Source organism: uncultured Roseicyclus sp., assembly GCF_937892565.1.
In the GTDB taxonomy this organism is placed as follows: Bacteria; Pseudomonadota; Alphaproteobacteria; order Rhodobacterales; family Rhodobacteraceae; genus Roseicyclus.
In genome coordinates this window covers 1-20,313 of record NZ_CALAHQ010000040.1, presented here as the reverse complement: position 1 = coordinate 20,313, position 20,313 = coordinate 1, and the positions used below count along the sequence as shown (strand labels likewise).

Here is a 20,313-nt window from a genome sequence, read left to right as displayed (position 1 = left end):
GCTGGCCGATCGCTTTTGCGTGTTGAACCGGGGGCGTGTGGTGCTGTCGGCGGCCGCTGGCGATGTGACACGGCAAGATATCTTTGCGCAGGTCTCGATCTGAAGGCGGCCCGCCGCCGTGTGTCGCTTGCCACGACCGCGCCACGGCGCTGGCAAGATCAGCCACCACCACGGCCGCACGGAGCGCGATCTGGCACGATCATGTCGCCGTGTCAGATGGGTAGGCTATCTTGCCACGGGTCAAGACCTGCGGCTGGGTTTGCGGGTGGGGTCAAAGGCCAGGGTCGAGATCCGGCGCACGCTGCTGGCCTGTGGGCCGATTGCGCTCTCATCACTTTGCACCACCAGTTCAACGGCATCGCGCGGTTGCAGCGTGTCGAAGCTTCCGTCGATCACGCTGTTTTTATGGAAATAGATCAGACGGTTGTCGGTGGCGATGATTTGGCCGAAATCCTTGTCATGCCGGATGTTGACCACCTTGCCTTGCAGGGGGCCGTCATGGGCTTTGACGGTGCCGCCGATCTGCGCTTTCCAGCCCGTCACCTCGCGCGCCATGGCGGCAAAGGCATCGCGTATTGCGACGTGCAGATGGGCATGCTGCGGCACATCCTTGTGATGTTGGCGCACGACCAGCTCTTTGCCCGGCACGCGCACTTCGACAGTCACCTCGAACAGATTGCCAACCCGCTGGCTGCCATGGGGTGCGCGCACAAAGACGTGGCAACTGGTGATGCCATCAAAAAGCGTTTCCAGATGCGCGGCCTTTTCGTGGATCAGGGCCTTCAGGTCCTCGGTGGGCGCCACATGCTTGAAGGCGATTTCCAATGCGGTCTGCATGCCCGGCCTTTCTGGTTTTCGGGTCTGCACTCCGCATCATGCGGCGAAAAACCCCAAACCCAGAGTGCCGCGCCTTGTCCGGGGGCACCTTAACGCGCGTTAAGTCGCGCGGGCCTGATCCTGTTAGCATGCAGGCCCGACACATGGGTCGCGCAACGGATAAGGAAGACCGCCGTGCAAATCGAACATGGAACATGGGTTCTCGTCGCAGATGGCGAAACATATCTGCTTTTGCGCAATGTCGGCGATCGTCTGGCGCTGCACCTTGAGATGGTCGCCCATGAGACCCGCCCAATTCCGCCGGCCCATGAATTGGCCAGCGATCGTCCGGGGCGGCGCAACGATGCGGTGCGCCAGACCGGGCATGGGGTCGAGCCATGGGGCAAAAGCGCGATGGAGCAAACCGATTGGCATCGTGTCGCGAAAGAGCGCTTTGCCGGGCATGTCGCACAGGTGCTGTCCTCTGGTGCGGCATCGGGCCAGTTTCGCCACCTTGTGATCATTGCCGATCCGCGCACGCTGGGTGCGCTGCGCAAGGCGCTGGATGCGCCGCTGACCGACATGATCATGGCCGAGATTGCCAAGGACTATACAAAGTTCCCGCTCGACAAGATCGAAGCGGCGATCACGGCAAGTGCTGCGGGCTAGGCTTGGCGCCATGATGTGCCTGTCGGTGCGACAGGCCCGGGCATGTGTCCCGATTGCATGGTTTCGGACGCCATCGCCTATACCGGCGTTGCGTGCTTCACCGGGGTGGTTGCAGCGACCTGTTTGACCAGATGTTCGGCGCCCTCTTTTCCGGCTTCGATCTCGGCCTCGGTCATGTGGCCCGCGCAGCGCGTGCAAAGCGTCATCCATTGCTGCATGTCGTCTGCCATCCGCTGCAAGGACTGGCGCTGCCACTCCAGGGCCAGTTGCACTGATCTTGCGGGGTCGATCCCGCCTGCGCCATCACTTTTGCCAAGCGCATCAAGCGCGGATTTGATCGCGACATGGCGGCGCGCGAACCAGGCCTGGGAATAGGTTTCGGCGTCTTGCAGCATCTGGTCTTGCGCCTTCCAGAACTGCGCCATTTGCGGGGCGATGGCCGGGTTTGCGGACAAGACGGCGCGGGCTTGATCCATCATGTCGCCGATATGTGTGGTGCTTTTTCGGGTCATCTTGTCGCTCCACAGGGTTGATTGGGGGGCTGCGCGGATGTTGCGATGATGTCAGCCCGGCGGCCCGACGCATTAACCTTGGTTAATCCCGCCCCAGCCGCGTGCCGCGCCAGAACATGCGCGCGCTTGATGGCCATCAATGACTGTCCGGGCAGCACCTTGATAGCTTGCGTCTGGTGGTGGGGCGGCGCGCTGTCCGTTTGTGCGGCGCATACCGCCACCGGGAGGGTCAGCGCATGAATCACCAACGGCCATGCCGAGAGGATGCGCGCGATCCCGCGCCGTGGTCCAACGGCGCGCAGGCCATCGGCGTGCCGCCGTTCGCCGATGTCTTGGCCGACACCCATCGCGTCATGCGCCGGGCGGGTTCGACCCTCAAGCTTGAGGGCGAGGTGGCGGGGGGGCATTATGTGCTTTTCTCGGGTTGGCTTGCGGTCGCCAAATCGATGTTGGATGGCCATCGCCAGATTGTCGATGTGGTTTTGCCGGGCGGATTTCTTGATGCGGTTTCGGCCGATCTTTGCACCAGCGTGGTCGAGATCGAGGCCCTGACGGATGTGAGCTATGCGGCCATTCCCCGTCAGGACTGGCAGCGCCTGTTGCGGGAGCGCCCCGATCTGGCGCGTGCCAGCGATGGGTCGGTGCGGGCGGCGATGTCGCGCATGTCGGCGCGCATGTTGCGATTGGGGAAAGGCAGCGCCGACAGCATCGTGGCCTTTGCGCTGTGCGAATTGTGCCTGCGCTCGACCGGTGGCGGCCTGTCGGAGGGGTGGGCCTATCACATTCCCATGACACAGCAGCAATTGGGGGATTTTTGCGGCCTGTCGGCGGTGCATATGTGCCGCACGCTGCAGCGGTTTCGCCGCGACGATATCCTGGAGCTGCGCGCCCCCATGCGGATGGTCATCCGCGATCTTCCTGCCTTGGCCGCGATTGCGGAAATCGATCCGCCTGTGCTGCGCCAGCAGATCGTGCCGGCCGCCTGACGCGGTCACGGCACAAAGCCCGGCCAGCACCCGTGCAGACAGGCCGTGCGGTCAGCGTTGCAACACATAGCTGCCCGGCGCGTCGCCCAGTGCCCGATAGGGGGCAGCACGCGTGCCAAGCTCAGGGGGCGCTGATTGGCCGCTCGAATGCCCGGCAAGCCATGCCAGCATCGCGGGCCACCATGATCCTTGTTGCAGATCGGTCGAAGCTTGCCATTCTTCGGGCGTCAGGGGGCGGTCATGGCCTTGCGTCATGCGCAAGCGGAAATGCCGCCCGTCGCGGCCCGGTTCACTGACAATGCCCGCATTGTGGCCCCCATTGGTCAAGACAAAGGTGACGGGTGCATCGGTCAACAGGTGCAGCTTGTAGACTGACCGCCACGGCGCGACATGATCGGATGTGGTCGACACGCAAAAGATCGGCGCCACGATATCGCTAAGCAACACCGGCTTGTCGCCCACCACATATCTGCCTTCGGCCAGTTCATTGTCGAGAAAGAACCGCCTGAGGTATTCGCTGTGCATCCGATAAGGCATGCGGGTTGCATCGGCATTCCATGCCATCAGGTCAAACATGCCCTGACGCTGACCCATCAGATAGTCATGGATATAGCGTGACCAGATCAGGTCGGTGGAGCGCAACAGCTCAAACGCGCCAGCCATTTGCTTGGTATCCAGAAAGCCTTGATCCCACATCATGTTTTCAAGAAACGCCACTTCGCTTTCGCTGACAAACAGCTGCAATTCGCCGGGTTCCTCGAAATCGGTCTGAGTGGCCAGAAGCGTCAGGCTGGCCAAGCGGTCATCGCTGTCGCGGGCCATCTGTGCGGCCTTGGCGGCCATCAGCGTGCCGCCCAGACAATAGCCGATGCCATGGATCTTGCGTTTGGGCACAATCGCCGACACCGCATCGATCGCGGCTTCGAGGGCGGCGAAATAATCCGTCATGGATGTGTCGCGATCTTGGGCCGTCGGGTTGCGCCATGAGGCGATGAAAACGGTAAAGCCTTGCTCAACAAGGTACTTTACCAAGGAATTCCTTGGGCTCAGATCAAGGATATAGAATTTCATGATCCAGGCGGGAATGATCAAGATCGGCTCGGCCCATACCTTGTCGGTCTTGGGCGCATATTGGATCAGCTCAAGCAGGCGGTTGCGAAACACCACCTTGCCCGCTGTGATGGCGACATCGCGGCCCGGCAGAAAATCCTCGGTTCCGACAGGAAGCTTGCCCGAAACCGCGCGTTCCCAATCTTCCAGAAAATTCCGGGCACCGCGCACAAGGTTCATGCCCCCTTGTTGCAGCGTTGCTGCCGCGACCTCGGGGTTGGTGGCCACGAAATTCGACGGCGAGATGATGTCGAGCAATTGACGGCTGAGAAAGGACACGACCTGTTCTTGTCGCGGGCTTACCCCATCGATGTCGCATGCGGCCGTGTACCACCATTGCTGGGTCAGAAGAAAGTTCTGGTAGATCAGGCTGTAGGGCCACAGCTTCCAGCTTGGGTGGTCGAACCGATGATCATGGGGCAGGGGGGTGATGCAGGGTGGTGTGTCGCGGTCGCGGACCGCTTCGGCCATATGAATTGCAAGCCGTGTGGTCTTGCGCGCGGCCTTTTCGACCAGTTGCACCTGTTTGCCGGGCGAGCCCAACAGATGCACCCACCATGTGAACATGGTTGACGCCAGCCCATAGGGCGAAATGCCCAGCGTGAAACGCGCCAGATGGGCGTTGGTCGCACGATCCAGACTTTTGGTGGAATAGCGATCTTGCGACAGATCGGGCGAACGGTGGGCAAGCTCGGGCGGTCTGGCCTGCAGGCCGCACGCCAGCTCGGCCTGTTCGGCCAGTGCGGCGCCGGGGTCTGTGGCACCGGTTTCGGGCGCTTCGTGTCGGCGTGGCTGTCTGGCATGTCGCGCGGTGTCGGGTGTTTGGTCGGGCATGACGGGCCTTTTCCGGCGCGACCGCAGCCCTGCGTCTGTCGTGGCGCCGCGCATGGTCGCGCCCAAGTTCATCTGATGGGAACGCATCGCCCCGAGCCTGCCCACCCGGCGCCCCTTGTGCCTTAACATCGGTCAAGCCCCGGCACGCCTTGGCCCGGATATGCACCCATGGCCAAGGATCGCAGCGGGGCCTTGTCAGTCGATCTTGGGCTGAAACACCGACGCAAAGCGGGCGCGCAGATCGTTCTTTTGCACCTTGCCCATGGTGTTGCGCGGCAGATCGGCCATGATCTCGACCCGGCGAGGGCGTTTGAACCCCGCCAGCTCAGCGCGCGCAGCCGTCTCGATGGCGGCAAGATCAAGGGTGGCGCCGGCTTCGGGCACCAGAACAGCGACCACGCTTTCCCCGAAATCGGGATGGGGCACGCCCACCACGGCGCTTTCCTTCACACCCGGTTGGGCATCCAGGAACACCTCGATCTCCTTGGGGTAGATGTTGTAGCCCCCCGAGATGATCAGATCCTTGCCGCGACCCACGATGGTGACATAGCCATCGGCATCGATACGGGCCAGATCGCCGGTGATGAACCAGCCATCGTCTTGCAATTCCTCGCGGGTCTTTTCGGGCATCTGCCAATAGCCCTTGAACACATTTGGCCCACGCACATGCAGCATGCCGATCTCGCCCACCTGCAATTCGGCGCGGGTTTCGGGATCACAGACGCGCACCTCGACGCCGGGCAGGGCAAAGCCCACCGTGCCTGCGCGGCGCTCGCCGTCATAGGGGTTGGAGGTGTTCATCGATGTTTCGGTCATGCCGTAGCGTTCCAGGATGCGATGCCCGGTCCGCGCCTCGAACGCCCGATGGGTTTCGGCCAAAAGCGGGGCCGAACCCGAGATGAACAGCCGCATGTGCCCGACCAGATCGCGGTCAAAGCGCGGATCGTCCAGAAGCCGCGTGTAAAAGGTGGGCACCCCCATCATCGTCGTCGCCTGCGGCAGGCGCGCCAGCACGGTTTCAAGATCGAATTTCGGCAAGAAGATCATCGCGCCGCCCGCCAGCGCCATCACATTGGTCGCCACGAACAAGCCATGGCTGTGAAAGATCGGCAGCGCATGCAACAGCACGTCATCCGCCGTAAAGCGCCAGACATCGACCAGCGCTTGCGCATTGGACAACAGGTTTTCTTGCGTCAGCATCGCCCCCTTGGAGCGCCCCGTGGTTCCCGAGGTGTAAAGAAAGGCCGCCAGATCATCCGCGCTGCGCGACACGGCGGCAAAGCCTGTGCCGGGCTGGCAGGCCACCAGATCGCTCAGGCTGCCCGCACCATCCGCGCCCAGCGTGTGCAGCATGGCGCCCGCCGTCGCCGCGATGGGCGCCATCGCGTCAGCCTGTGCCGGGTCACAGACAAACAGCACGGCGCCGCTGTCGCCGACGAAATAGTCCAGTTCCTTGGGCGTGTAGGCAGTGTTGAGCGGCAAGAACACGACACCCGCCTTGATGCAGGCGACGTATAGCGCCAGAGTCTGGGGCGATTTTTCGGCATGCACCGCAACCCGGTCGCCGGGTTTGACCCCAAGCGCCACCAGCGCATGCGCCGTGCGGTCGGCGATATCGAGAAAGGCGGCGTGGCTCAGCGTGCTGCCGTCTTGCAGGTGCACAAAAGCGGTGGTCTTGCCCTCATGGGGGGCAAAGAGCGCATCATAAAGCGGGTTCGTCATACCATGTCCTCGGGGTCTTGCGGGTCTTGCGGGATGCTGCTGCCGGGGGGGTGTTCAGCTTTTCGTGCCGGCATCCGGTTCGGCTAGGGTCATGTAACGGCCAAAGCCGCCGCTGATGTGGTCCAGCGCGCGAAGGCGGGCCGCCTCTTCGTCGCCTGCGGCGATGGCACGGGTGATGTCCTCGTGTTCGGCGATCGACTCGGCCACATTGGTGACCAGCGACAGGCCCTTGCGCCGGAACTGGTGCATTTCGCGCACAAGGTTGTCATACATGATCTTGGCCTTGGGATTGCCCGACGCCCGCAGCAGCAGATCATGGAATTCGATGTTGAGCGCATAGTAGCGTGCCACATCGCCATTGGCATGGGTCGTGCGCATCTGGTCAAGGTTGCGCTCAAGCTGTGCCGCCAGCCGCGGCTCTGCCCCCTCGCGCAGGCGTCGCGCGGCCGCCGCGCAGGCCATGGCAAAGATCGCCCCGCGCAGATCGTAAAGATTGCGCGCCTCGGCCAGCGTGGTTTTGTGAACAAAGGCACCGCGATTGGCGATCAGATCGATCAGCCCGCTATCGGCCAGCGAGCGGATCGCCTCGCGCACCGTGCCGCGGCTGACCCCCATCGCGGTCGACAGTGACAATTCATTGAGTTTCTCGCCCGCGGCCAGATCACCGCCGACGATCATGCGCTCGATCTCGCCGCGCACTTCGCCGGCAAGCGTCGCTCTTTGCAACCCGATTGTCTTGACGGATGTAACCATGTGCGCACCTCACCTCGTGTCGGGAATTTTGTCAACATTTAACATTTTTATTGTCAGCCACAGGCAATTGACTTACACAAAACATATCATCTGCACCACGGGGAGAGAGCATGAATTCGCCGGCACATCAGCCCGATATCAACGCAAGTTCCGGTGCCGGACCATCGGGTTCAGGCCCATCGCCAAGCGCGGCCTTGAGGGGGATTCGCGTGCTGGATCTGACGCGCGTGCGATCGGGGCCGACCTGTGTGCGACAACTGGCCGATTGGGGCGCCGATGTGATCAAGATCGAAGCGCCCGTGGATGAGGCGCAATTCGGCGGGCCGCGCCATGGCCCCGATTTCCAGAACCTGCACCGCAACAAGCGCTCGCTGACGCTGGATCTCAAGTCGCCCGATGGTCTGGCGGCCTTCAAGCGGCTGGCCGATACCGCCGACATCATCGTCGAGAATTTCCGCCCCGACGTCAAAAACCGCCTTGGTATCGATTACGAGACGCTCAGCCTGACCAATCCAAAGCTGATCTATGCCTCGATCTCGGGGTTTGGGCAGGATGGCCCGCTGGCCGACCGCCCCGGTTTCGATCAGATTGCGCAGGGCATGGGCGGGTTGATGTCCATCACGGGTGAACCCGGTCGCGGGCCGATGCGGGTGGGTATTCCCATCGCCGATCTGTGCGCGGGGCTGTTTGCGGCGCAAGGCGTCTTGATCGCGCTATTCGAGCGTCAAAGTTCCGGGCGCGGTCAATGGGTGCAGACATCGCTGTTGCAGGCACAGGTGTTCATGCTGGATTTTCAGGCCGCGCGTTTCTTGATGGACGGCGACGTGCCCAAACAGGCGGGCAACAATCACCCCACCACCATCCCGACCGGCGTGTTCAAGACCCATGATGGCTACATGAATATCGCCGTGACCGGCAATCAGATCTGGCGGAAATTCTGCGACAGCATGGGGCGGTCTGACTGGGCAACCGATGAGCGCTACGTCAATGCCGCCGCGCGGTCCAAGAACCGCGACGCGCTCAACGCCGAGATCGAGACAATCACCGCCACCGCCACCACCGCCGATTGGATCGAGCGTTTCAACGCCGCTGGCGTGCCCGCGGGCGAGATCAACGATATCGGTCAGGTGTTTTCCAACCCGCAGGTGCGCCATCTGGGTCTGGCCCAGCCTGTCATCAGCCAGGAGCGCGGCGCGACCGAACTGGTGGGCCAGCCCATCATCCTGAGCCGCACCCCCAGCATGATTGCCACGCCACCGCCGCTTGCGGGGCAGCACACCACCGATATCTTGACCGAAATCGGCTACACCGAAGCCCAGATCGCTGCCATGAAAGCCTCTGGCGCCATCTGACGATCCGAAGGGACACCACCCATGACCGACAAGATCCTGACCGAACAAAACGGCGATATCGCCCGCATCATTTTCAACCAGCCCGAAAAGCGCAACGCCGTCTCGCTCGAGATGTGGGAGGCGGTCGAGGCGGCCGTGACCCGTTTTCAGGCTGATCCCAGCGTGCGCATCCTGATCTTGTCGGGGGCAGGGGGCAAAGCCTTTGTGTCGGGGGCCGATATCTCCAAATTCGAGAGCGAACGCGCCAGCGAAGAGGCGGTGGCCCATTACAACGCCACCACCAAGCGCGTTTACGACATGGTCGAAGCCTTTCCCAAGCCCACCATCGCCCAGATCGACGGGTTTTGCATCGGTGGCGGCATGGCGCTGGCGCTGTGCTGCGATCTGCGGATTTGCGGCGCGGGGGCAAGCTTTGCGGTGCCCGCGGCCAAGCTGGGTCTGGGCTATGGCTATTACGGGATCAAGCGGCTGGTCGATGTGGTCGGCCCGTCCTTTGCCAAGGAGATCTTTTACACCGCCCGCCGTTTCGACGCCGAAGAGGCGCGGATCATGGGGCTGGTCAATCGTGTCGTGCCCGATGACCAGGTCGCGCAAGTGGCCGAAGACACGGCCCGCATGATCGCGGAAAATGCTCCGATGACGGTGGGGTCGGTGAAATACATCGTCGGCCAGACCGTTGCCCCGGAAAGCGCGCGCGATCTGGCCGAATGTGAGGCCCGCGTGAAGGCCTGTTTCGACAGTCAGGACTATATCGAGGGTCGTCGCGCGTTCATGGAAAAGCGCAAACCGAATTTCATCGGCGCGTGACGGGCCCGATGAACGACACCAAACCGGCCCGCATCGATGTGGTTGAGGCGCGCAGGCGCCTTGATCACGCGTTGGACGATCACGAACAGGCCTTTGAGCGGTTCTTTTTCGCCCGCTTTCTGGGCCTGTCCTTTGCCTATCTGCCCGAAGCGGCGGCCGACCCCGACAAGCAGGTCTGCCGCTTGAGCTTTGAGGTGACCGATATGCTGAAAAACCCCCAAGGTGTGTTGCATGGCGGTGTCATGGCGTCAGCCATGGATATCTCGATGGGCCATCTGGTGGCCAAGGTGGCGGGGCCCGGTGCCACGATCGAGATGAAGGTGCAATTCATGCGCCCCGTGTCGGGCGGCAGCGTGACCTGCGAGGGACGTTTCACCAAGCGCGGGCGCGGCTTGTCGTTCATGGAAAGCCATCTGTATGGTCCCGATGGCAAGCTGGCGGCCCATGCGACGGCCACATGGAAAATGCCCGACGCCCAAACCACCGCCTGACGCCGCAGCCCCCGGGGTTGGCACGGTCTTGGCAGTCGGGCGTTGCTTGTCGACCATGGGCAAGACTGTCGCTTCGGTCATGAAAAGGCGCGGGGGACCAGCCCCCGCGCCTTTGTCCTTTTGAACCGGTGCGTGTGCCGCCCGGTCTTAGCCTTCGATCTTTTTGCCGGCCTTGGCGCGGGCGCCACAGCGACCCATCAGCGGCAGCAAAACCACCAGCCCGATCGTGACCGCAATGATCGACAGCGACGCCGAGCGTTCGAAAAAGATGTCGAACGACCCGCGCGAAATGGTCAGTGTCTGGCGCAGCGCCTGTTCGGCCAAGGGCCCCAGAACCAGCGCCAGCACCAAGGCTGCGGGCGAAAAGCCATACATCCGCATGAAAAAGCCCACGATCGCCGCCCCCATCATCAGCCAGACCTCGATGAAGCTGGCGTTCACGGTAAAGGTTCCCAGCGCACAGATCACCACGATGCAGGGCCCGAGCATGCGGTAGGGCACCTTGACGATCTGCACAAACAGCGGGATCGCGAAGATGTTGATCACCAAAAGGATGATGTTGCCCAGATACATCGACGCGATCAGGCCCCATGCCAGTTCCGAATTCTGTTCCATGAACAGCGGGCCGGGGCGCAGACCCCACAACATGAAGGCCGCCAAGAGCACCGCTGTCGATGCAGAGCCCGGGATGCCCAAGGTCAACAGCGGCACCATCGCGCCCGATGAGGCGGCATTATTGGCCGTTTCGGGCGCTACAAGCCCCGCCATTTCACCCTTGCCGAAATTCTCGGGCGTTTTCGACAGCGAGCGTTCCGCCGAATAAGCCATGAGCGAGGCAATGGTGGCGCCCGCGCCGGGGATCACGCCCACGACGAACCCAAGGATCGAGCCGCGCACCATGGTCCAGCGGGTCGACAGGTAATCCTGCGCGGTGGGCCAGAACCGGGTTTCCTTGCGATAATCGACCAGCGTGCCTTCGCCTGCGCGGTGCATGCCGGTGTAGAAGGCATAAAACAGCTCGCCCAGACCGAAAAGACCAATGGCGATCGGGATGAAATAGATGCCGCCGATCAATTCGGCCGAGCCAAAGGTATAACGGCCCTGTCCGGTCTCCAGATCGACCCCGACGGTGCCAAGCGCCAGACCGATCAAGGCCGAAATCACGCCCAGCTTCCAGTTCGAGCCGATCATCACGATCAGTGTCAGCAATCCCATGAGCGCCAGCAGGAAATATTCCGGCGGCCCGAAGCTGCGCGACACCTGGCTGAACATGGGCGCCAGAACGGTGATCAGCAATACGCCGACTGTGCCGCCGACGAATGACGCCACGGCCTGCATCACCAGCGCCGGTCCCGCACGGCCCTTTTTGGCCAGTGGATAGCCGTCAAAGGTGGACGCCACGGTGGCGCTTTCGCCCGGCGTGTTGAGCAGGATCGAGGTGATGGTGCCACCATACATCGACCCGTAATAGATCGCGGCCAGCATCATGATGGCCCCCACAGGTTCCATGCCAAAGGTCAGCGGCAGCAAGATTGCCAGACCGGCCGATGGCCCGAAGCCGGGGATCACGCCCACGATCATTCCCACCACGGCGCCGATCAGCAGATACAGCATGTTCATGGGCGTGATGGCGATCGACAGGCCCATGAAGAGGTCAGAGAAAATGTCCATTCTTGGCTCCCTTGGCGGTCGCGTTGCGGCCTTGCCGATCAGAACGGCAGAGTGAATAGGGCGGGCGGCATGTTCGCGTTCAACAAGCGATCAAATGCCAGATAGACCGCGCCCGGAAAGATCACCGCAATGAGCGCGTTTTGCAGATGGCGGCGCGGATTGAACACAAACAGCGCAACCCCAAGATAGATCACCGTAGACACAAAGCCGCCAAACAGCCGCAGCAAGACCGCATAGCACAGCACGATGACCAAAAGGATGATGGCATCCCGCCAGATCCCGGGCGGCGTGTCATTGGGACCGGGTGCCGCGCCCGCGGCGATTGCCCGGCGGTCGCGCAAGGCGTCAAGGATCGCCCACAGCGTCATGACGATCATCGTTGCGCCCACGATGCGCGGAAAAAATCCGGGGCCGATCCGACCGGTCCGCGTCAGGAAGGTCAGATCGAAAAATGCGATGTAGCTGTAGAAGATCGCGCCGCCCAAGACAGCCAGCAAGAAAACGATGCGCATGTCCACCCCGTTGCTCAAGGAAAATGGGCCGGGCGCGATAACGCCCGGCCCACGGTTCAGGTCCCGATTACTGGATCGCGCCGACCGAGCGCAAAACTTCTTCAAAGCCGTTTTGTGTCTCGGTCAGGAAGGTGCGGAATTCTTCACCGAACAGGAAGGTGGGGGTCAGCGTGTTGTTTTCGATGTAGGCGGCCCATTCCGGGGTCTCGACCACGCGCTGCATGGTTTCGATCCAGAAGGCTTGGGCTTCTGCCGGTGCATCGGGCGGCAAGATCAGGCCGCGCGGCATCGACACGCCGATCGGGTGGCCCGCTTCTGCCATCGTGGGCACGCCTGCAAGGGCTTCGGGGGTGGAGTTGCCCGAATAGGCCAAGGCACGCAGATCACCGGAGTCGATCAGGCCCAGGATCTCGCCGGGGTTGCCCGCCATCGCGTCGATTGCACCCGACAATAGGGCGGTCGTCTGATCGGCCATCGAGTTGAACGAGATGTATTCGAACTCAAACCCTGCCGATTGTGCGAAAAGCGCGGGAACGATGAAGTCCACGTTCACCGTGCCGGTGCCGCCGATGTTGACCGGGTTGGCCTTGGCGAATTCGATGAACTGGCCGATATCCTGAATCTCGGAATCGCCCGCGACGACCAGCACGAGATCATCGGTGGCCAGCAAGGCCACGGGGGTGAAATCGGCGGGCGCCCAAGGCAGGTCTGCCTGCAGCGGCGTGGTCACGAAGCTGCCCGAGGTGGTCGAAATGCCATAGCCCGAACCGGCCTGACCAAACAGGTGGCCCCAGCCCACGGCACCCGAACCGCCCGCGCGGTTCTCAAGCGTGATGTTGCCGGGATAGAGGTCATAGGTATTCAAGATCTCGACGATCGTGCGCGCCATGATGTCGTTGCCGCCGCCGGGGCCAAACGCGATCGTCCAATCCAGCGTCTGTGCCGGATCGGGATAGGTTTGTGCCTGTGCGGCACCTGCCAGAGCGAGGGGTGCGGCCAGTGCCATACCCAACACGCCAGCCTTGATGCGGCTTGCGATCTGATCGGTGTGAAGTGTCATGTAGTCCTCCCTTGGGTTTCGGTTTGTGTGTGCGGATCTTTTGCCCCTTGGGGCAGATCCGCGTGGATGGCTGGACAGACTGCCATATGTCCCTCGATCAAAGCCTGTCCAACAATCTTTTCTTGCCGTTTTCATGGTGCCAGGCGCCCGCCTTGCGTGCGCCTTCGACATCGCCCGCCTCGATGGCGGCCACGATCCGGTCATGTTCTTCGTTTGATTGTGTCAACGATGCCGCGCCATCAAGCACCCGCCGCCTGAGCAACCGCACCTCCTTGCCAAAGGCGATGTAGAGTGCGCGCGCGCGGTCGGCGTTCGGGCCTGCCGCCTCGGCGATGCGATCGTGAAAGGCAAGGTTCAGCTCGAAATAGCCGGGTTCGTCGCCCGAACCGATCAGGCTGTCCATATGTGCCACGCAGCCGCGCAGTTCTGCCTTGATTGCGGCATCGGCATGGCTGGCCAGAACCGCGCACAGATGCCCCGCCATCAGCGCGCGCAGATCGTAGAGTTGCAGCGCATCCTCAAGACCAAGCTTGCGCACATAGACGCCTTCGTTGGCCACGGCCGTGACCAGCCCCTCGCGCTCCAGTGACCGGGCCGCTTCGCGCACGGGGGCGCGGCTGACACCCAATTGCTCGGCCAGGGCATATTCGTTCAGCCGATCACCCGGCGCGATGTCACCATGCAAAATCATGCGCTCAAGCTCGTCGCGCACCTCAAGCACCAAGGGGCGCTGGCGACGCAAAGCGACATGAGGGCGGGTGTCTTGATCCAGTTCCATGGGGGCAATTCATGCCGCCATCTCTCAATTGTCAACAATATTCTGTTGATTGACCAACAAAGGCCGGGTAGCCAAATGCCAATCGATCGGGTAACGCGGCAGCGTGGCCAAGGGCGGGCGTGACGGGCTGCGGTTTTGGAAAAAGCCTTGAAAGCCACATGAAAGCAAAGGGATGGGCGCGGCATGACAGTTGGCATTTTGGCAGGTAAGACGGCGTTCGTCTCGGGGTCGGGGCAAAACATCGGACGGGCGATCGCGCTGCAACTGGCGCGGATGGGATGCAATGTTGTGGTCAATGGTGCGCGTGATCTGGCGGGTTGCGAAGAAACCGCCGCCCGTGTCGCCGCAGCGGGCGGATCGGCGCTGATCGCGATGGGCGACGTGGCGAGCGCCGGGGATGTGGCGCGCATCGTTCAGGCCGCGCATGATCGCTTCGGCGCTGTCGACATTTTGGTGAACAATGCCGCCCAAAGACCGCACAAGCCGTTTCTGGAAACCTCGGACGCCGATTGGGACGCGGTGATGGACACCGCGCTGACGGCGGCCTTTCGGCTGAGCCGTGCCTGTCTGCCCGGCATGGTGGCGCGCAAATGGGGGCGTATCGTCAATTTCACGGGCATGAAGGCCATGCGCGGCTATCACGAAGGCGCCCCGATTTCGGCGGCCAAGCATGGGGTCTGGGGTCTGACCAAGGCGCTGTCACAGGAATTTGCCGTGCATGGCATCACCGCCAATGTCGTTTCGCCGGGCCAGATCCGCAAGGAAAGCGAAACGGTCGATGATCCGGCGCGGGTCAAGTCGATCCCGGCGGGCGTGATGGGCCGCCCCGAGGATGTGGCGGCCATGGTGGCCTTCTTGTGCTCGCCCGAGGCGCGGTTTGTCTCGGGGCAGATGATCGCGGTCAATGGTGGCGAGGCGACCTGAGGGCTGCACGGTCGGGGCTTTCCTTTGGCCGCACTGTGCGAAAGGATGGCACTGCGGGGGCGGTTGACCCCTGCGCCTTGTCACGTCTCGACGCACCGCTTCCATCGATGGACCCATCGCTCATGCCGCTTCCGACCGACCCCAGCCCATTCTACGCCACGCCGCCTGGCGGCCATCCACCCCAGACGCAGGTGATGACCGACCGTGCGGTGTTCACGGAAAGCTATGCCGTCATCCCCAAGGGCGTGATGCGCGATATCGTGACCAGTTTTCTGCCACATTGGCGGGGCACGCGGGCTTGGGTTCTGGCGCGGCCCCTGACGGGCTTCGCCGAAACCTTCGCGCAGTTGATCGTGGAAATCGCGCCGGGCGGCGGATCTGACCGGCCCGAACCCGAAGCGGGCGCGCAAGGCGTGCTGTTTGTCGTGGGCGGTGCCGTGTCGGTGCATCTTGACGGGGCCACCCATGCGCTGGCCACGGGCGGCTATGCATATCTTCCGCCCGGTTGCGGCTGGACGATCTTGAACGACACCGACCAGCCCGCGACGCTGCATTGGGTGCGCAAGCGCTATGTCGCGGTCGATGGCATCGATCGGCCAGAGGCGTTTTTCACCTCGGATGGCGCTGTGGCCCCCACGCCCATGCCCGGCACGGATGGCCGCTGGGCCACCACGCGGTTTGTCGATCCAAACGATCTGCGCCATGACATGCATGTCAACATCGTGACCTTCGAACCCGGCGCCTGCATCCCCTTTGCAGAAACCCATGTGATGGAACACGGGCTTTACGTGCTCGAGGGCAAGGCCGTCTATCGGCTCAACCGTGATTGGGTCGAGGTAGAGGCGGGCGATTTCATGTGGTTGCGCGCCTTTTGCCCGCAAGCCTGCTATGCGGGCGGGCCGGGGCGGTTTCGCTACCTGCTTTACAAGGATGTGAACCGGCACATGGCGCTGGATCTCTAGCCGCGTTCTTGCTCATGCGCGTAGCGCAGGCGAGCGATTTCCTCGTTCTTTTCGGCGCGGCGCAATTCACCCAGGCGGCTTTCGACATAGCTGAGATGTTCGTTGATGGCGGCGCGCGCGGCGGGGGCGTCGCGCGCTTGCAGCGCCTCGTTGATGGCGCGGTGATGATCAAGAAGCAGATCGCGGGTGGTGCGGCTCTTGAACATCATCTGGCGGTTGAAGAACACGCCTTGCTTCAACAGATCAAAGATCGAGCGCATCATGTGCAGCAAGATCACGTTGTGGCTGGCCTCAAGGATGGCAAGGTGAAATTCCGCGTCCAGTTCCGCCTCATCGGCGGGGTTGCGCTTGCGATGGGCGGCTTCCATCTTTTGAAAGATCGCGTCGATGACCTTGAGGTCGATATCCGACCCGTGGACCGCCGCGCGTTCGGCGGCGATGGATTCCAGATCGCGGCGAAAGGCGATGTAATCAAACACCGCTTCCTCATGGCTGGCGATCAGCCGGATCAGCGCAGGCGAAAAGGCCGAGCCCAGCACATCGGCCACATAGATGCCGGCACCCGCCCGCGTCGCCAACAGGCCGCGCGCCTGCAATTCGGCCACCGCATCGCGCAGGCTGGGCCGCGAGACACCCAGACGCTCGCTCAATTCGCGCTCCGAGGGAAGCCGTTCCCCGGGGCGCAGGATGCCGCGCAAGATCAGCTGTTCGATCTGGCGCACCACGGATTGCGACAGTTTTTCGGCTTCGACACGTTGGAACGGCATGGGACCCCCTCCAGATTGGTCAAGTGATATGACCAGCGAAAGGGGGCTGTCCAGCATCGACGTGTGGACGCGCTTACCGGATCGGACGAATGATGACCTCGACCCGGCGGTTTTGCTGGCGGCCCTCGGCGGTCAGGTTGCTGGCGACCGGATCATCCTCGCCCCGGCCAATGGCGCGCACGCGTGCGGGTGACACGCCCTCTTCCAGCAAAACACCGGCCACGGCCTGTGCCCGGCGGGTTGACAGACCCTCATTATAGGCGGCCGATCCTGTGTTGTCGGTGTGGCCCAGAACATTGACGGTGGTGTCGGGGTATTTCTGCAGATTGCGGGCCAAGGCGCGGATGTCGCGTTGCAGCCCGGCGCGGATTGCCGCGCTGTCGACATCAAACAAGATGCCGTCGGGCATGGTGACGATCAATTCGCGCCCGGTGTTCTGGATCATGATCCGGTCATCGGCCAGCGTTCCGCGCAGATCTTGTGCCTGTCGGTCGAGCGACGCGCCGATCGCGCCACCCGCCAAGGCGCCGGTGGCCGCCCCCACCACAGCGCCCAGCCCGGGATTGCTGTCATTGTTGGTGGCGCCCAGGAAACCGCCCAGCATGCCGCCGATGATCGCGCCGCTTTGCGTGCGCTGGCCCATCGGCTCGGCGGTGTTGCTGACACAGCCGGTCAGCGCCAAGGCCGAAGCGGTGGCCAGAACGACACGTTTCAAAGTCACTTTCATAAGATTACCCCTTTCATACTGCCCTATGGCCCGGTTTGTGCGGGCGCAGATGTCTTGGATATCATATCAGGGCTCTTTGCGTTGCGCAGCGGGAAATCTCCCAAGCGCGGAAAGACGCCCATCACATCTGCGTCACGTCTGGGTGGTCGCGGCCTCCCATGCCAGCATGGCGCGCTTGACGGGCAGGCCCCAGTGATAGCCGCCCAGTTCCCCCGATTTGCGCAGCGCCCGGTGACAGGGGATCAGCCAGCTGATCGGGTTGCGCCCCACCGCCGTTCCCACCGCGCGCACGGCACGGGGATGGCCGATGGCGTCCGCGATGGTGGAATAGGTGGTCACATGACCCGTGGGGATGCGCAAGAGCGCCTCCCAGACCTTGATCTGAAAGGGTGCCCCGATCAGATGCAGCCGTGCCGCGCCCGCACCGTCGAACACGGCCTTGCTCAAGGGCGCAACGGCCGTCGGGTCTTCGACATGGGTTGCGGCGGGCCAGCGGGCCATCAGATCGGCCAGCGTCGCCTCGGCGCCGGTTTCGGCGGCAAATCCCAGACCGCACAGCCCCCGGTCGGTCGCCAGCGCCAGCATCGGGCCAAAAGGGCTGTCGTGCCATCCATGCCGGATCGTCACGTCCGCCCCGCCGCGCGCATAGGCGCCGGGCGCCATCGCCTCCCATGTCACGAAAAGATCGTGCAGCCGCCCGGTGCCGGTCAGGCCCACGGCCTGCGCGGTGTCGAGTGTGGTGAAACGCTCCTGCAACAATCGTTTGGCGTGGCTTAGCGCCAGATACTGCTGATAGCGCTTGGGGCTGACACCCGCCCATGCCGAAAAGACACGCTGGAAATGGGTGGGGCTCATCTGCATGGCTTGCGCCAGATCTTCGAGGCTGAGCGGTGTCCTGGCCGCATCAATGATATCGATGGCCCGGCGGATGACGTTGTAGTGATAGGCGGATGTATCGGTCATAAGCCAAGCATAGCCTGACCGGCCGCGGTCGCGCGACCCGAAACTTGCGCCAAAACGCGCTTGCCGCAAGCCGCGACACGCGCCAAAAGGCACCATGGCCAAGCAACTTTCCTATGCCGCGATGCGCGAGATCTTCGCGCGGTTCCACGCCGCCGCGCCGGAACCCAAGGGTGAATTGCATCACACCAACGCCTTTACGCTGGTTGTGGCCGTGGCGCTGAGCGCTCAGGCCACCGATGTGGGTGTCAATCGCGCCACAGGGCCCCTGTTCCAGATCGCCGACACCCCCGAAAAGATGCTCGCCCTGGGCGAGGAGGCCTTGATCCAGCATATCAAGACCATCGGCCTTTATCGCAACAAGGCCAGCAATGTCATCAAGCTGAGCCGCATCCTGGTCGAGGAATTTGGCGGTCAGGTGCCATCAAGCCGCGCGGCGCTGCAATCGTTGCCCGGTGTCGGGCGAAAGACCGCCAATGTGGTGCTGAACATGTGGTGGCATTTCCCCGCTCAGGCCGTCGACACGCATATCTTTCGCCTCGGCAACCGGTCTGGCATGGCGCCGGGCCGTGATGTCGACGCCGTCGAGCGCGCCATCGAAGACCATGTTCCGGCCGAATATCAGCTACATGCCCATCACTGGATGATCCTGCACGGCCGGTATGTCTGTGTCGCGCGCAAACCCCGCTGCGCGGTCTGCATCATCCGCGACCTGTGCCAATACGAGGACAAGACCCCATGACCAAACCCTATGATCTGGTGGGCATCGGCAATGCCATTGTCGATGTGATTTCCCATGGCGATGACAGCTTTCTGGACCTGATGGGAATTGAAAAGGGCATCATGCAGCTGATCGACCGCGAGCGGGCCGAGCTTTTGTATGCCGCGATGCGCGACCGGGTGCAGGCGCCGGGCGGATCGGTTGCCAACACCATCGCGGGGGCGGGCACGCTGGGCCTGAGGACCGCGTTTCTGGGCAAGGTGAAAGACGATGCGCTGGGCCGTTTCTATGCAGCCGGCATGGCAGAACAGGGCACCGATTTTCCCAATCCTCCGGCCAAGGATGCGCCTGCGCCCACGTCACGCTCGATGATCTTTGTCTCGCCCGACGGGGAGCGGTCGATGAACACCTATCTGGGTGCGGGTGCCGATTTCCACGCGGGCGATGTCGACCCGGCCGTGGCGGGTGCCGCGCGTTGGCTGTTTCTTGAGGGGTATCTCTACGACAAGCCCGAAGGCAAATCCGCCTTTGCCGCCGCGGCACAGTATTGCCGACAGGGTGGCGGCAAGGTGGGCATCACCCTGTCAGATCCGTTTTGCGTCGATCGGCACCGGGCCGATTTCCTGGCGCTGATCCAGGGCGAGATGGATTATGTGATCGGCAATCACGAGGAATGGCTGGCGCTCTATCAGACCGATGATCTGGATGGCGCCCTGGCACGGGCCGCCGGCATTTGCGACATGGTGGTGTGCACCCATTCCGGCGAGCCGGTAAAGATCATCCGCGGCGCGCAGCGCATCGAGGTGCCGGTGACACGGATCACACCGGTCGATGCAACAGGGGCGGGCGATCAATTCGCGGCCGGGTTTCTGTATGGCATGGCCACAGGGCGCGATCTGGCCATGGCCGGTCGGATGGGCGTGGCCGCCGCCGCCGAGGTGATCCGCCATGTCGGACCCCGGCCCAAGCGGCCCTTGTCAGAGGTCTTTGCCGAAGCCGGGTTGTCCTAGAGCGGCGCGTAACCTCTTGCGCCAAGGCGAAAAGCCGCGCCAAAAGCCCTAGCGCCGCGCCAGGTCGCGCGCCACCGACCGTTGTGGCGACCATGTCGAGCGTAGACCGCGAACAGGTATCAGAGCCCCCGCCGCTGCCATCCCCACCAGAGCCGGATGTTGGCGCATT

The 20,313-nt window shown here is 62.9% G+C and carries 21 protein-coding genes; 9 read left to right on the top strand and 12 right to left on the bottom strand.

Annotation, left to right across the window (positions count from 1 at the left end; translation table 11 throughout):
* Positions 1–240 precede the first annotated feature (240 nt).
* A complete protein-coding gene (locus Q0094_RS05880; protein WP_297616275.1) occupies positions 241–837 on the bottom strand; it encodes an HPF/RaiA family ribosome-associated protein in 597 nt (198 codons plus the stop codon).
* Positions 838–1,011: 174 nt separating this feature from the next.
* Here Q0094_RS05880 and Q0094_RS05875 point away from each other — a divergent pair, with 174 nt between their 5' ends.
* On the top strand, positions 1,012–1,485 hold the full coding sequence (locus Q0094_RS05875; RefSeq protein ID WP_297616272.1) for a host attachment family protein: 474 nt from the start codon (positions 1,012–1,014) through the stop codon (positions 1,483–1,485).
* A gap of 77 nt (positions 1,486–1,562) precedes the next feature.
* Here Q0094_RS05875 and Q0094_RS05870 read toward each other — a convergent pair whose 3' ends face one another.
* Positions 1,563–1,997 (bottom strand): hypothetical protein, encoded by a 435-nt coding sequence (locus Q0094_RS05870; protein WP_297616269.1) that lies wholly within the window; start codon positions 1,995–1,997, stop codon positions 1,563–1,565.
* A 236-nt stretch (positions 1,998–2,233) separates the two neighbouring features.
* Here Q0094_RS05870 and Q0094_RS05865 point away from each other — a divergent pair, with 236 nt between their 5' ends.
* Positions 2,234–2,983: a Crp/Fnr family transcriptional regulator gene (locus Q0094_RS05865; protein ID WP_297616265.1), complete on the top strand. Its 750-nt coding sequence runs from the start codon at positions 2,234–2,236 to the stop codon at positions 2,981–2,983.
* A 51-nt stretch (positions 2,984–3,034) separates the two neighbouring features.
* Here Q0094_RS05865 and Q0094_RS05860 read toward each other — a convergent pair whose 3' ends face one another.
* The 3 genes from Q0094_RS05860 to Q0094_RS05850 all read right to left on the bottom strand — a co-directional run bounded on the left by Q0094_RS05860 (position 3,035) and on the right by Q0094_RS05850 (position 7,402).
* Positions 3,035–4,927, bottom strand: coding sequence for an alpha/beta fold hydrolase (locus tag Q0094_RS05860; protein WP_297616261.1), 1,893 nt, complete (start codon positions 4,925–4,927; stop codon positions 3,035–3,037).
* Between the two features lie 195 nt (positions 4,928–5,122).
* Positions 5,123–6,649: a malonyl-CoA synthase gene (locus tag Q0094_RS05855; protein ID WP_297616259.1), complete on the bottom strand. Its 1,527-nt coding sequence runs from the start codon at positions 6,647–6,649 to the stop codon at positions 5,123–5,125.
* A gap of 54 nt (positions 6,650–6,703) precedes the next feature.
* Entirely contained in the window at positions 6,704–7,402 is a 699-nt protein-coding gene (locus Q0094_RS05850) for a GntR family transcriptional regulator (RefSeq protein ID WP_297616256.1), read from the bottom strand.
* 194 nt (positions 7,403–7,596) lie between these two features.
* Here Q0094_RS05850 and Q0094_RS05845 point away from each other — a divergent pair, with 194 nt between their 5' ends.
* The 3 genes from Q0094_RS05845 to Q0094_RS05835 are packed head-to-tail and all read left to right on the top strand — an operon-like array spanning position 7,597 to position 10,052.
* Positions 7,597–8,754, top strand: coding sequence for a CoA transferase (locus Q0094_RS05845; RefSeq protein ID WP_297616278.1), 1,158 nt, complete (start codon positions 7,597–7,599; stop codon positions 8,752–8,754).
* A gap of 21 nt (positions 8,755–8,775) precedes the next feature.
* Positions 8,776–9,561, top strand: coding sequence for an enoyl-CoA hydratase (locus tag Q0094_RS05840; RefSeq protein WP_297616254.1), 786 nt, complete (start codon positions 8,776–8,778; stop codon positions 9,559–9,561).
* 8 nt (positions 9,562–9,569) lie between these two features.
* Positions 9,570–10,052: a PaaI family thioesterase gene (locus Q0094_RS05835; protein WP_297616251.1), complete on the top strand. Its 483-nt coding sequence runs from the start codon at positions 9,570–9,572 to the stop codon at positions 10,050–10,052.
* Between the two features lie 147 nt (positions 10,053–10,199).
* Here the strand turns inward: Q0094_RS05835 and Q0094_RS05830 are convergent, their stop codons facing one another.
* The 4 genes from Q0094_RS05830 to Q0094_RS05815 all read right to left on the bottom strand — a co-directional run bounded on the left by Q0094_RS05830 (position 10,200) and on the right by Q0094_RS05815 (position 14,073).
* Positions 10,200–11,723, bottom strand: a complete 1,524-nt coding sequence (locus Q0094_RS05830) for a tripartite tricarboxylate transporter permease (protein WP_297616248.1) — start codon at positions 11,721–11,723, stop codon at positions 10,200–10,202.
* Positions 11,724–11,761: 38 nt separating this feature from the next.
* Entirely contained in the window at positions 11,762–12,235 is a 474-nt protein-coding gene (locus tag Q0094_RS05825) for a tripartite tricarboxylate transporter TctB family protein (protein WP_297616245.1), read from the bottom strand.
* 67 nt (positions 12,236–12,302) lie between these two features.
* Positions 12,303–13,295: a tripartite tricarboxylate transporter substrate binding protein gene (locus Q0094_RS05820; RefSeq protein ID WP_297616242.1), complete on the bottom strand. Its 993-nt coding sequence runs from the start codon at positions 13,293–13,295 to the stop codon at positions 12,303–12,305.
* A gap of 97 nt (positions 13,296–13,392) precedes the next feature.
* On the bottom strand, positions 13,393–14,073 hold the full coding sequence (locus tag Q0094_RS05815; RefSeq protein ID WP_297616239.1) for a GntR family transcriptional regulator: 681 nt from the start codon (positions 14,071–14,073) through the stop codon (positions 13,393–13,395).
* A 183-nt stretch (positions 14,074–14,256) separates the two neighbouring features.
* On the opposite strand from Q0094_RS05815, the gene Q0094_RS05810 reads away from it, so the two are divergent.
* Together Q0094_RS05810 and Q0094_RS05805 are read left to right on the top strand one after the other, a co-directional pair.
* Complete coding sequence (locus Q0094_RS05810; RefSeq protein ID WP_297616237.1) at positions 14,257–14,997, top strand: SDR family oxidoreductase; 741 nt, start codon at positions 14,257–14,259, stop codon at positions 14,995–14,997.
* A gap of 122 nt (positions 14,998–15,119) precedes the next feature.
* Positions 15,120–15,959 carry a bifunctional allantoicase/(S)-ureidoglycine aminohydrolase gene (locus Q0094_RS05805; protein WP_297616232.1) on the top strand — a complete coding sequence of 280 codons (840 nt, stop codon included), beginning with the start codon at positions 15,120–15,122 and terminating at the stop codon, positions 15,957–15,959.
* Here Q0094_RS05805 and Q0094_RS05800 read toward each other — a convergent pair.
* The 3 genes from Q0094_RS05800 to Q0094_RS05790 all read right to left on the bottom strand — a co-directional run bounded on the left by Q0094_RS05800 (position 15,956) and on the right by Q0094_RS05790 (position 18,416).
* Positions 15,956–16,726, bottom strand: coding sequence for an FCD domain-containing protein (locus tag Q0094_RS05800; RefSeq protein ID WP_297616229.1), 771 nt, complete (start codon positions 16,724–16,726; stop codon positions 15,956–15,958). The genes Q0094_RS05805 and Q0094_RS05800 overlap by 4 nt on opposite strands.
* A gap of 73 nt (positions 16,727–16,799) precedes the next feature.
* The gene (locus Q0094_RS05795) at positions 16,800–17,453 is read right to left on the bottom strand and encodes an OmpA family protein (protein ID WP_297616226.1); all 654 of its coding nucleotides are present in this window, start codon (positions 17,451–17,453) and stop codon (positions 16,800–16,802) included.
* 132 nt (positions 17,454–17,585) lie between these two features.
* Entirely contained in the window at positions 17,586–18,416 is an 831-nt protein-coding gene (locus tag Q0094_RS05790; RefSeq protein ID WP_297616223.1) for a bifunctional helix-turn-helix domain-containing protein/methylated-DNA--[protein]-cysteine S-methyltransferase, read from the bottom strand.
* A gap of 94 nt (positions 18,417–18,510) precedes the next feature.
* Between Q0094_RS05790 and nth the strand changes: the two genes are divergently transcribed.
* On the top strand, positions 18,511–19,155 hold the full coding sequence (gene nth / locus Q0094_RS05785) for an endonuclease III (protein ID WP_297616220.1): 645 nt from the start codon (positions 18,511–18,513) through the stop codon (positions 19,153–19,155).
* A complete protein-coding gene (locus tag Q0094_RS05780) occupies positions 19,152–20,144 on the top strand; it encodes an adenosine kinase (protein WP_297616217.1) in 993 nt (330 codons plus the stop codon). The genes nth and Q0094_RS05780 overlap by 4 nt, the downstream gene beginning before the upstream one ends.
* Positions 20,145–20,313: the final 169 nt, after the last annotated feature.

What these genes read in the sequence shown, in the direction of transcription:
- Q0094_RS05800 (WP_297616229.1), bottom strand. Translation starts at nt 16,726, where the DNA reads ATGCCGTTCCAACGTGTCGAAGCCGAAAAACTGTCGCAATCCGTGGTG.
- Q0094_RS05805 (WP_297616232.1), top strand. Translation starts at nt 15,120, where the DNA reads ATGCCGCTTCCGACCGACCCCAGCCCATTCTACGCCACGCCGCCTGGC.
- Q0094_RS05850 (WP_297616256.1), bottom strand. Translation starts at nt 7,402, where the DNA reads ATGGTTACATCCGTCAAGACAATCGGGTTGCAAAGAGCGACGCTTGCC.
- Q0094_RS05795 (WP_297616226.1), bottom strand. Translation starts at nt 17,453, where the DNA reads ATGAAAGTGACTTTGAAACGTGTCGTTCTGGCCACCGCTTCGGCCTTG.
- Q0094_RS05855 (WP_297616259.1), bottom strand. Translation starts at nt 6,649, where the DNA reads ATGACGAACCCGCTTTATGATGCGCTCTTTGCCCCCCATGAGGGCAAG.
- Q0094_RS05790 (WP_297616223.1), bottom strand. Translation starts at nt 18,416, where the DNA reads ATGACCGATACATCCGCCTATCACTACAACGTCATCCGCCGGGCCATC.
- Q0094_RS05870 (WP_297616269.1), bottom strand. Translation starts at nt 1,997, where the DNA reads ATGACCCGAAAAAGCACCACACATATCGGCGACATGATGGATCAAGCC.
- Q0094_RS05820 (WP_297616242.1), bottom strand. Translation starts at nt 13,295, where the DNA reads ATGACACTTCACACCGATCAGATCGCAAGCCGCATCAAGGCTGGCGTG.
- Q0094_RS05840 (WP_297616254.1), top strand. Translation starts at nt 8,776, where the DNA reads ATGACCGACAAGATCCTGACCGAACAAAACGGCGATATCGCCCGCATC.
- Q0094_RS05860 (WP_297616261.1), bottom strand. Translation starts at nt 4,927, where the DNA reads ATGCCCGACCAAACACCCGACACCGCGCGACATGCCAGACAGCCACGC.
- nth (WP_297616220.1), top strand. Translation starts at nt 18,511, where the DNA reads ATGGCCAAGCAACTTTCCTATGCCGCGATGCGCGAGATCTTCGCGCGG.
- Q0094_RS05810 (WP_297616237.1), top strand. Translation starts at nt 14,257, where the DNA reads ATGACAGTTGGCATTTTGGCAGGTAAGACGGCGTTCGTCTCGGGGTCG.
- Q0094_RS05835 (WP_297616251.1), top strand. Translation starts at nt 9,570, where the DNA reads ATGAACGACACCAAACCGGCCCGCATCGATGTGGTTGAGGCGCGCAGG.
- Q0094_RS05825 (WP_297616245.1), bottom strand. Translation starts at nt 12,235, where the DNA reads ATGCGCATCGTTTTCTTGCTGGCTGTCTTGGGCGGCGCGATCTTCTAC.
- Q0094_RS05815 (WP_297616239.1), bottom strand. Translation starts at nt 14,073, where the DNA reads ATGGAACTGGATCAAGACACCCGCCCTCATGTCGCTTTGCGTCGCCAG.
- Q0094_RS05880 (WP_297616275.1), bottom strand. Translation starts at nt 837, where the DNA reads ATGCAGACCGCATTGGAAATCGCCTTCAAGCATGTGGCGCCCACCGAG.
- Q0094_RS05830 (WP_297616248.1), bottom strand. Translation starts at nt 11,723, where the DNA reads ATGGACATTTTCTCTGACCTCTTCATGGGCCTGTCGATCGCCATCACG.
- Q0094_RS05865 (WP_297616265.1), top strand. Translation starts at nt 2,234, where the DNA reads ATGAATCACCAACGGCCATGCCGAGAGGATGCGCGCGATCCCGCGCCG.
- Q0094_RS05780 (WP_297616217.1), top strand. Translation starts at nt 19,152, where the DNA reads ATGACCAAACCCTATGATCTGGTGGGCATCGGCAATGCCATTGTCGAT.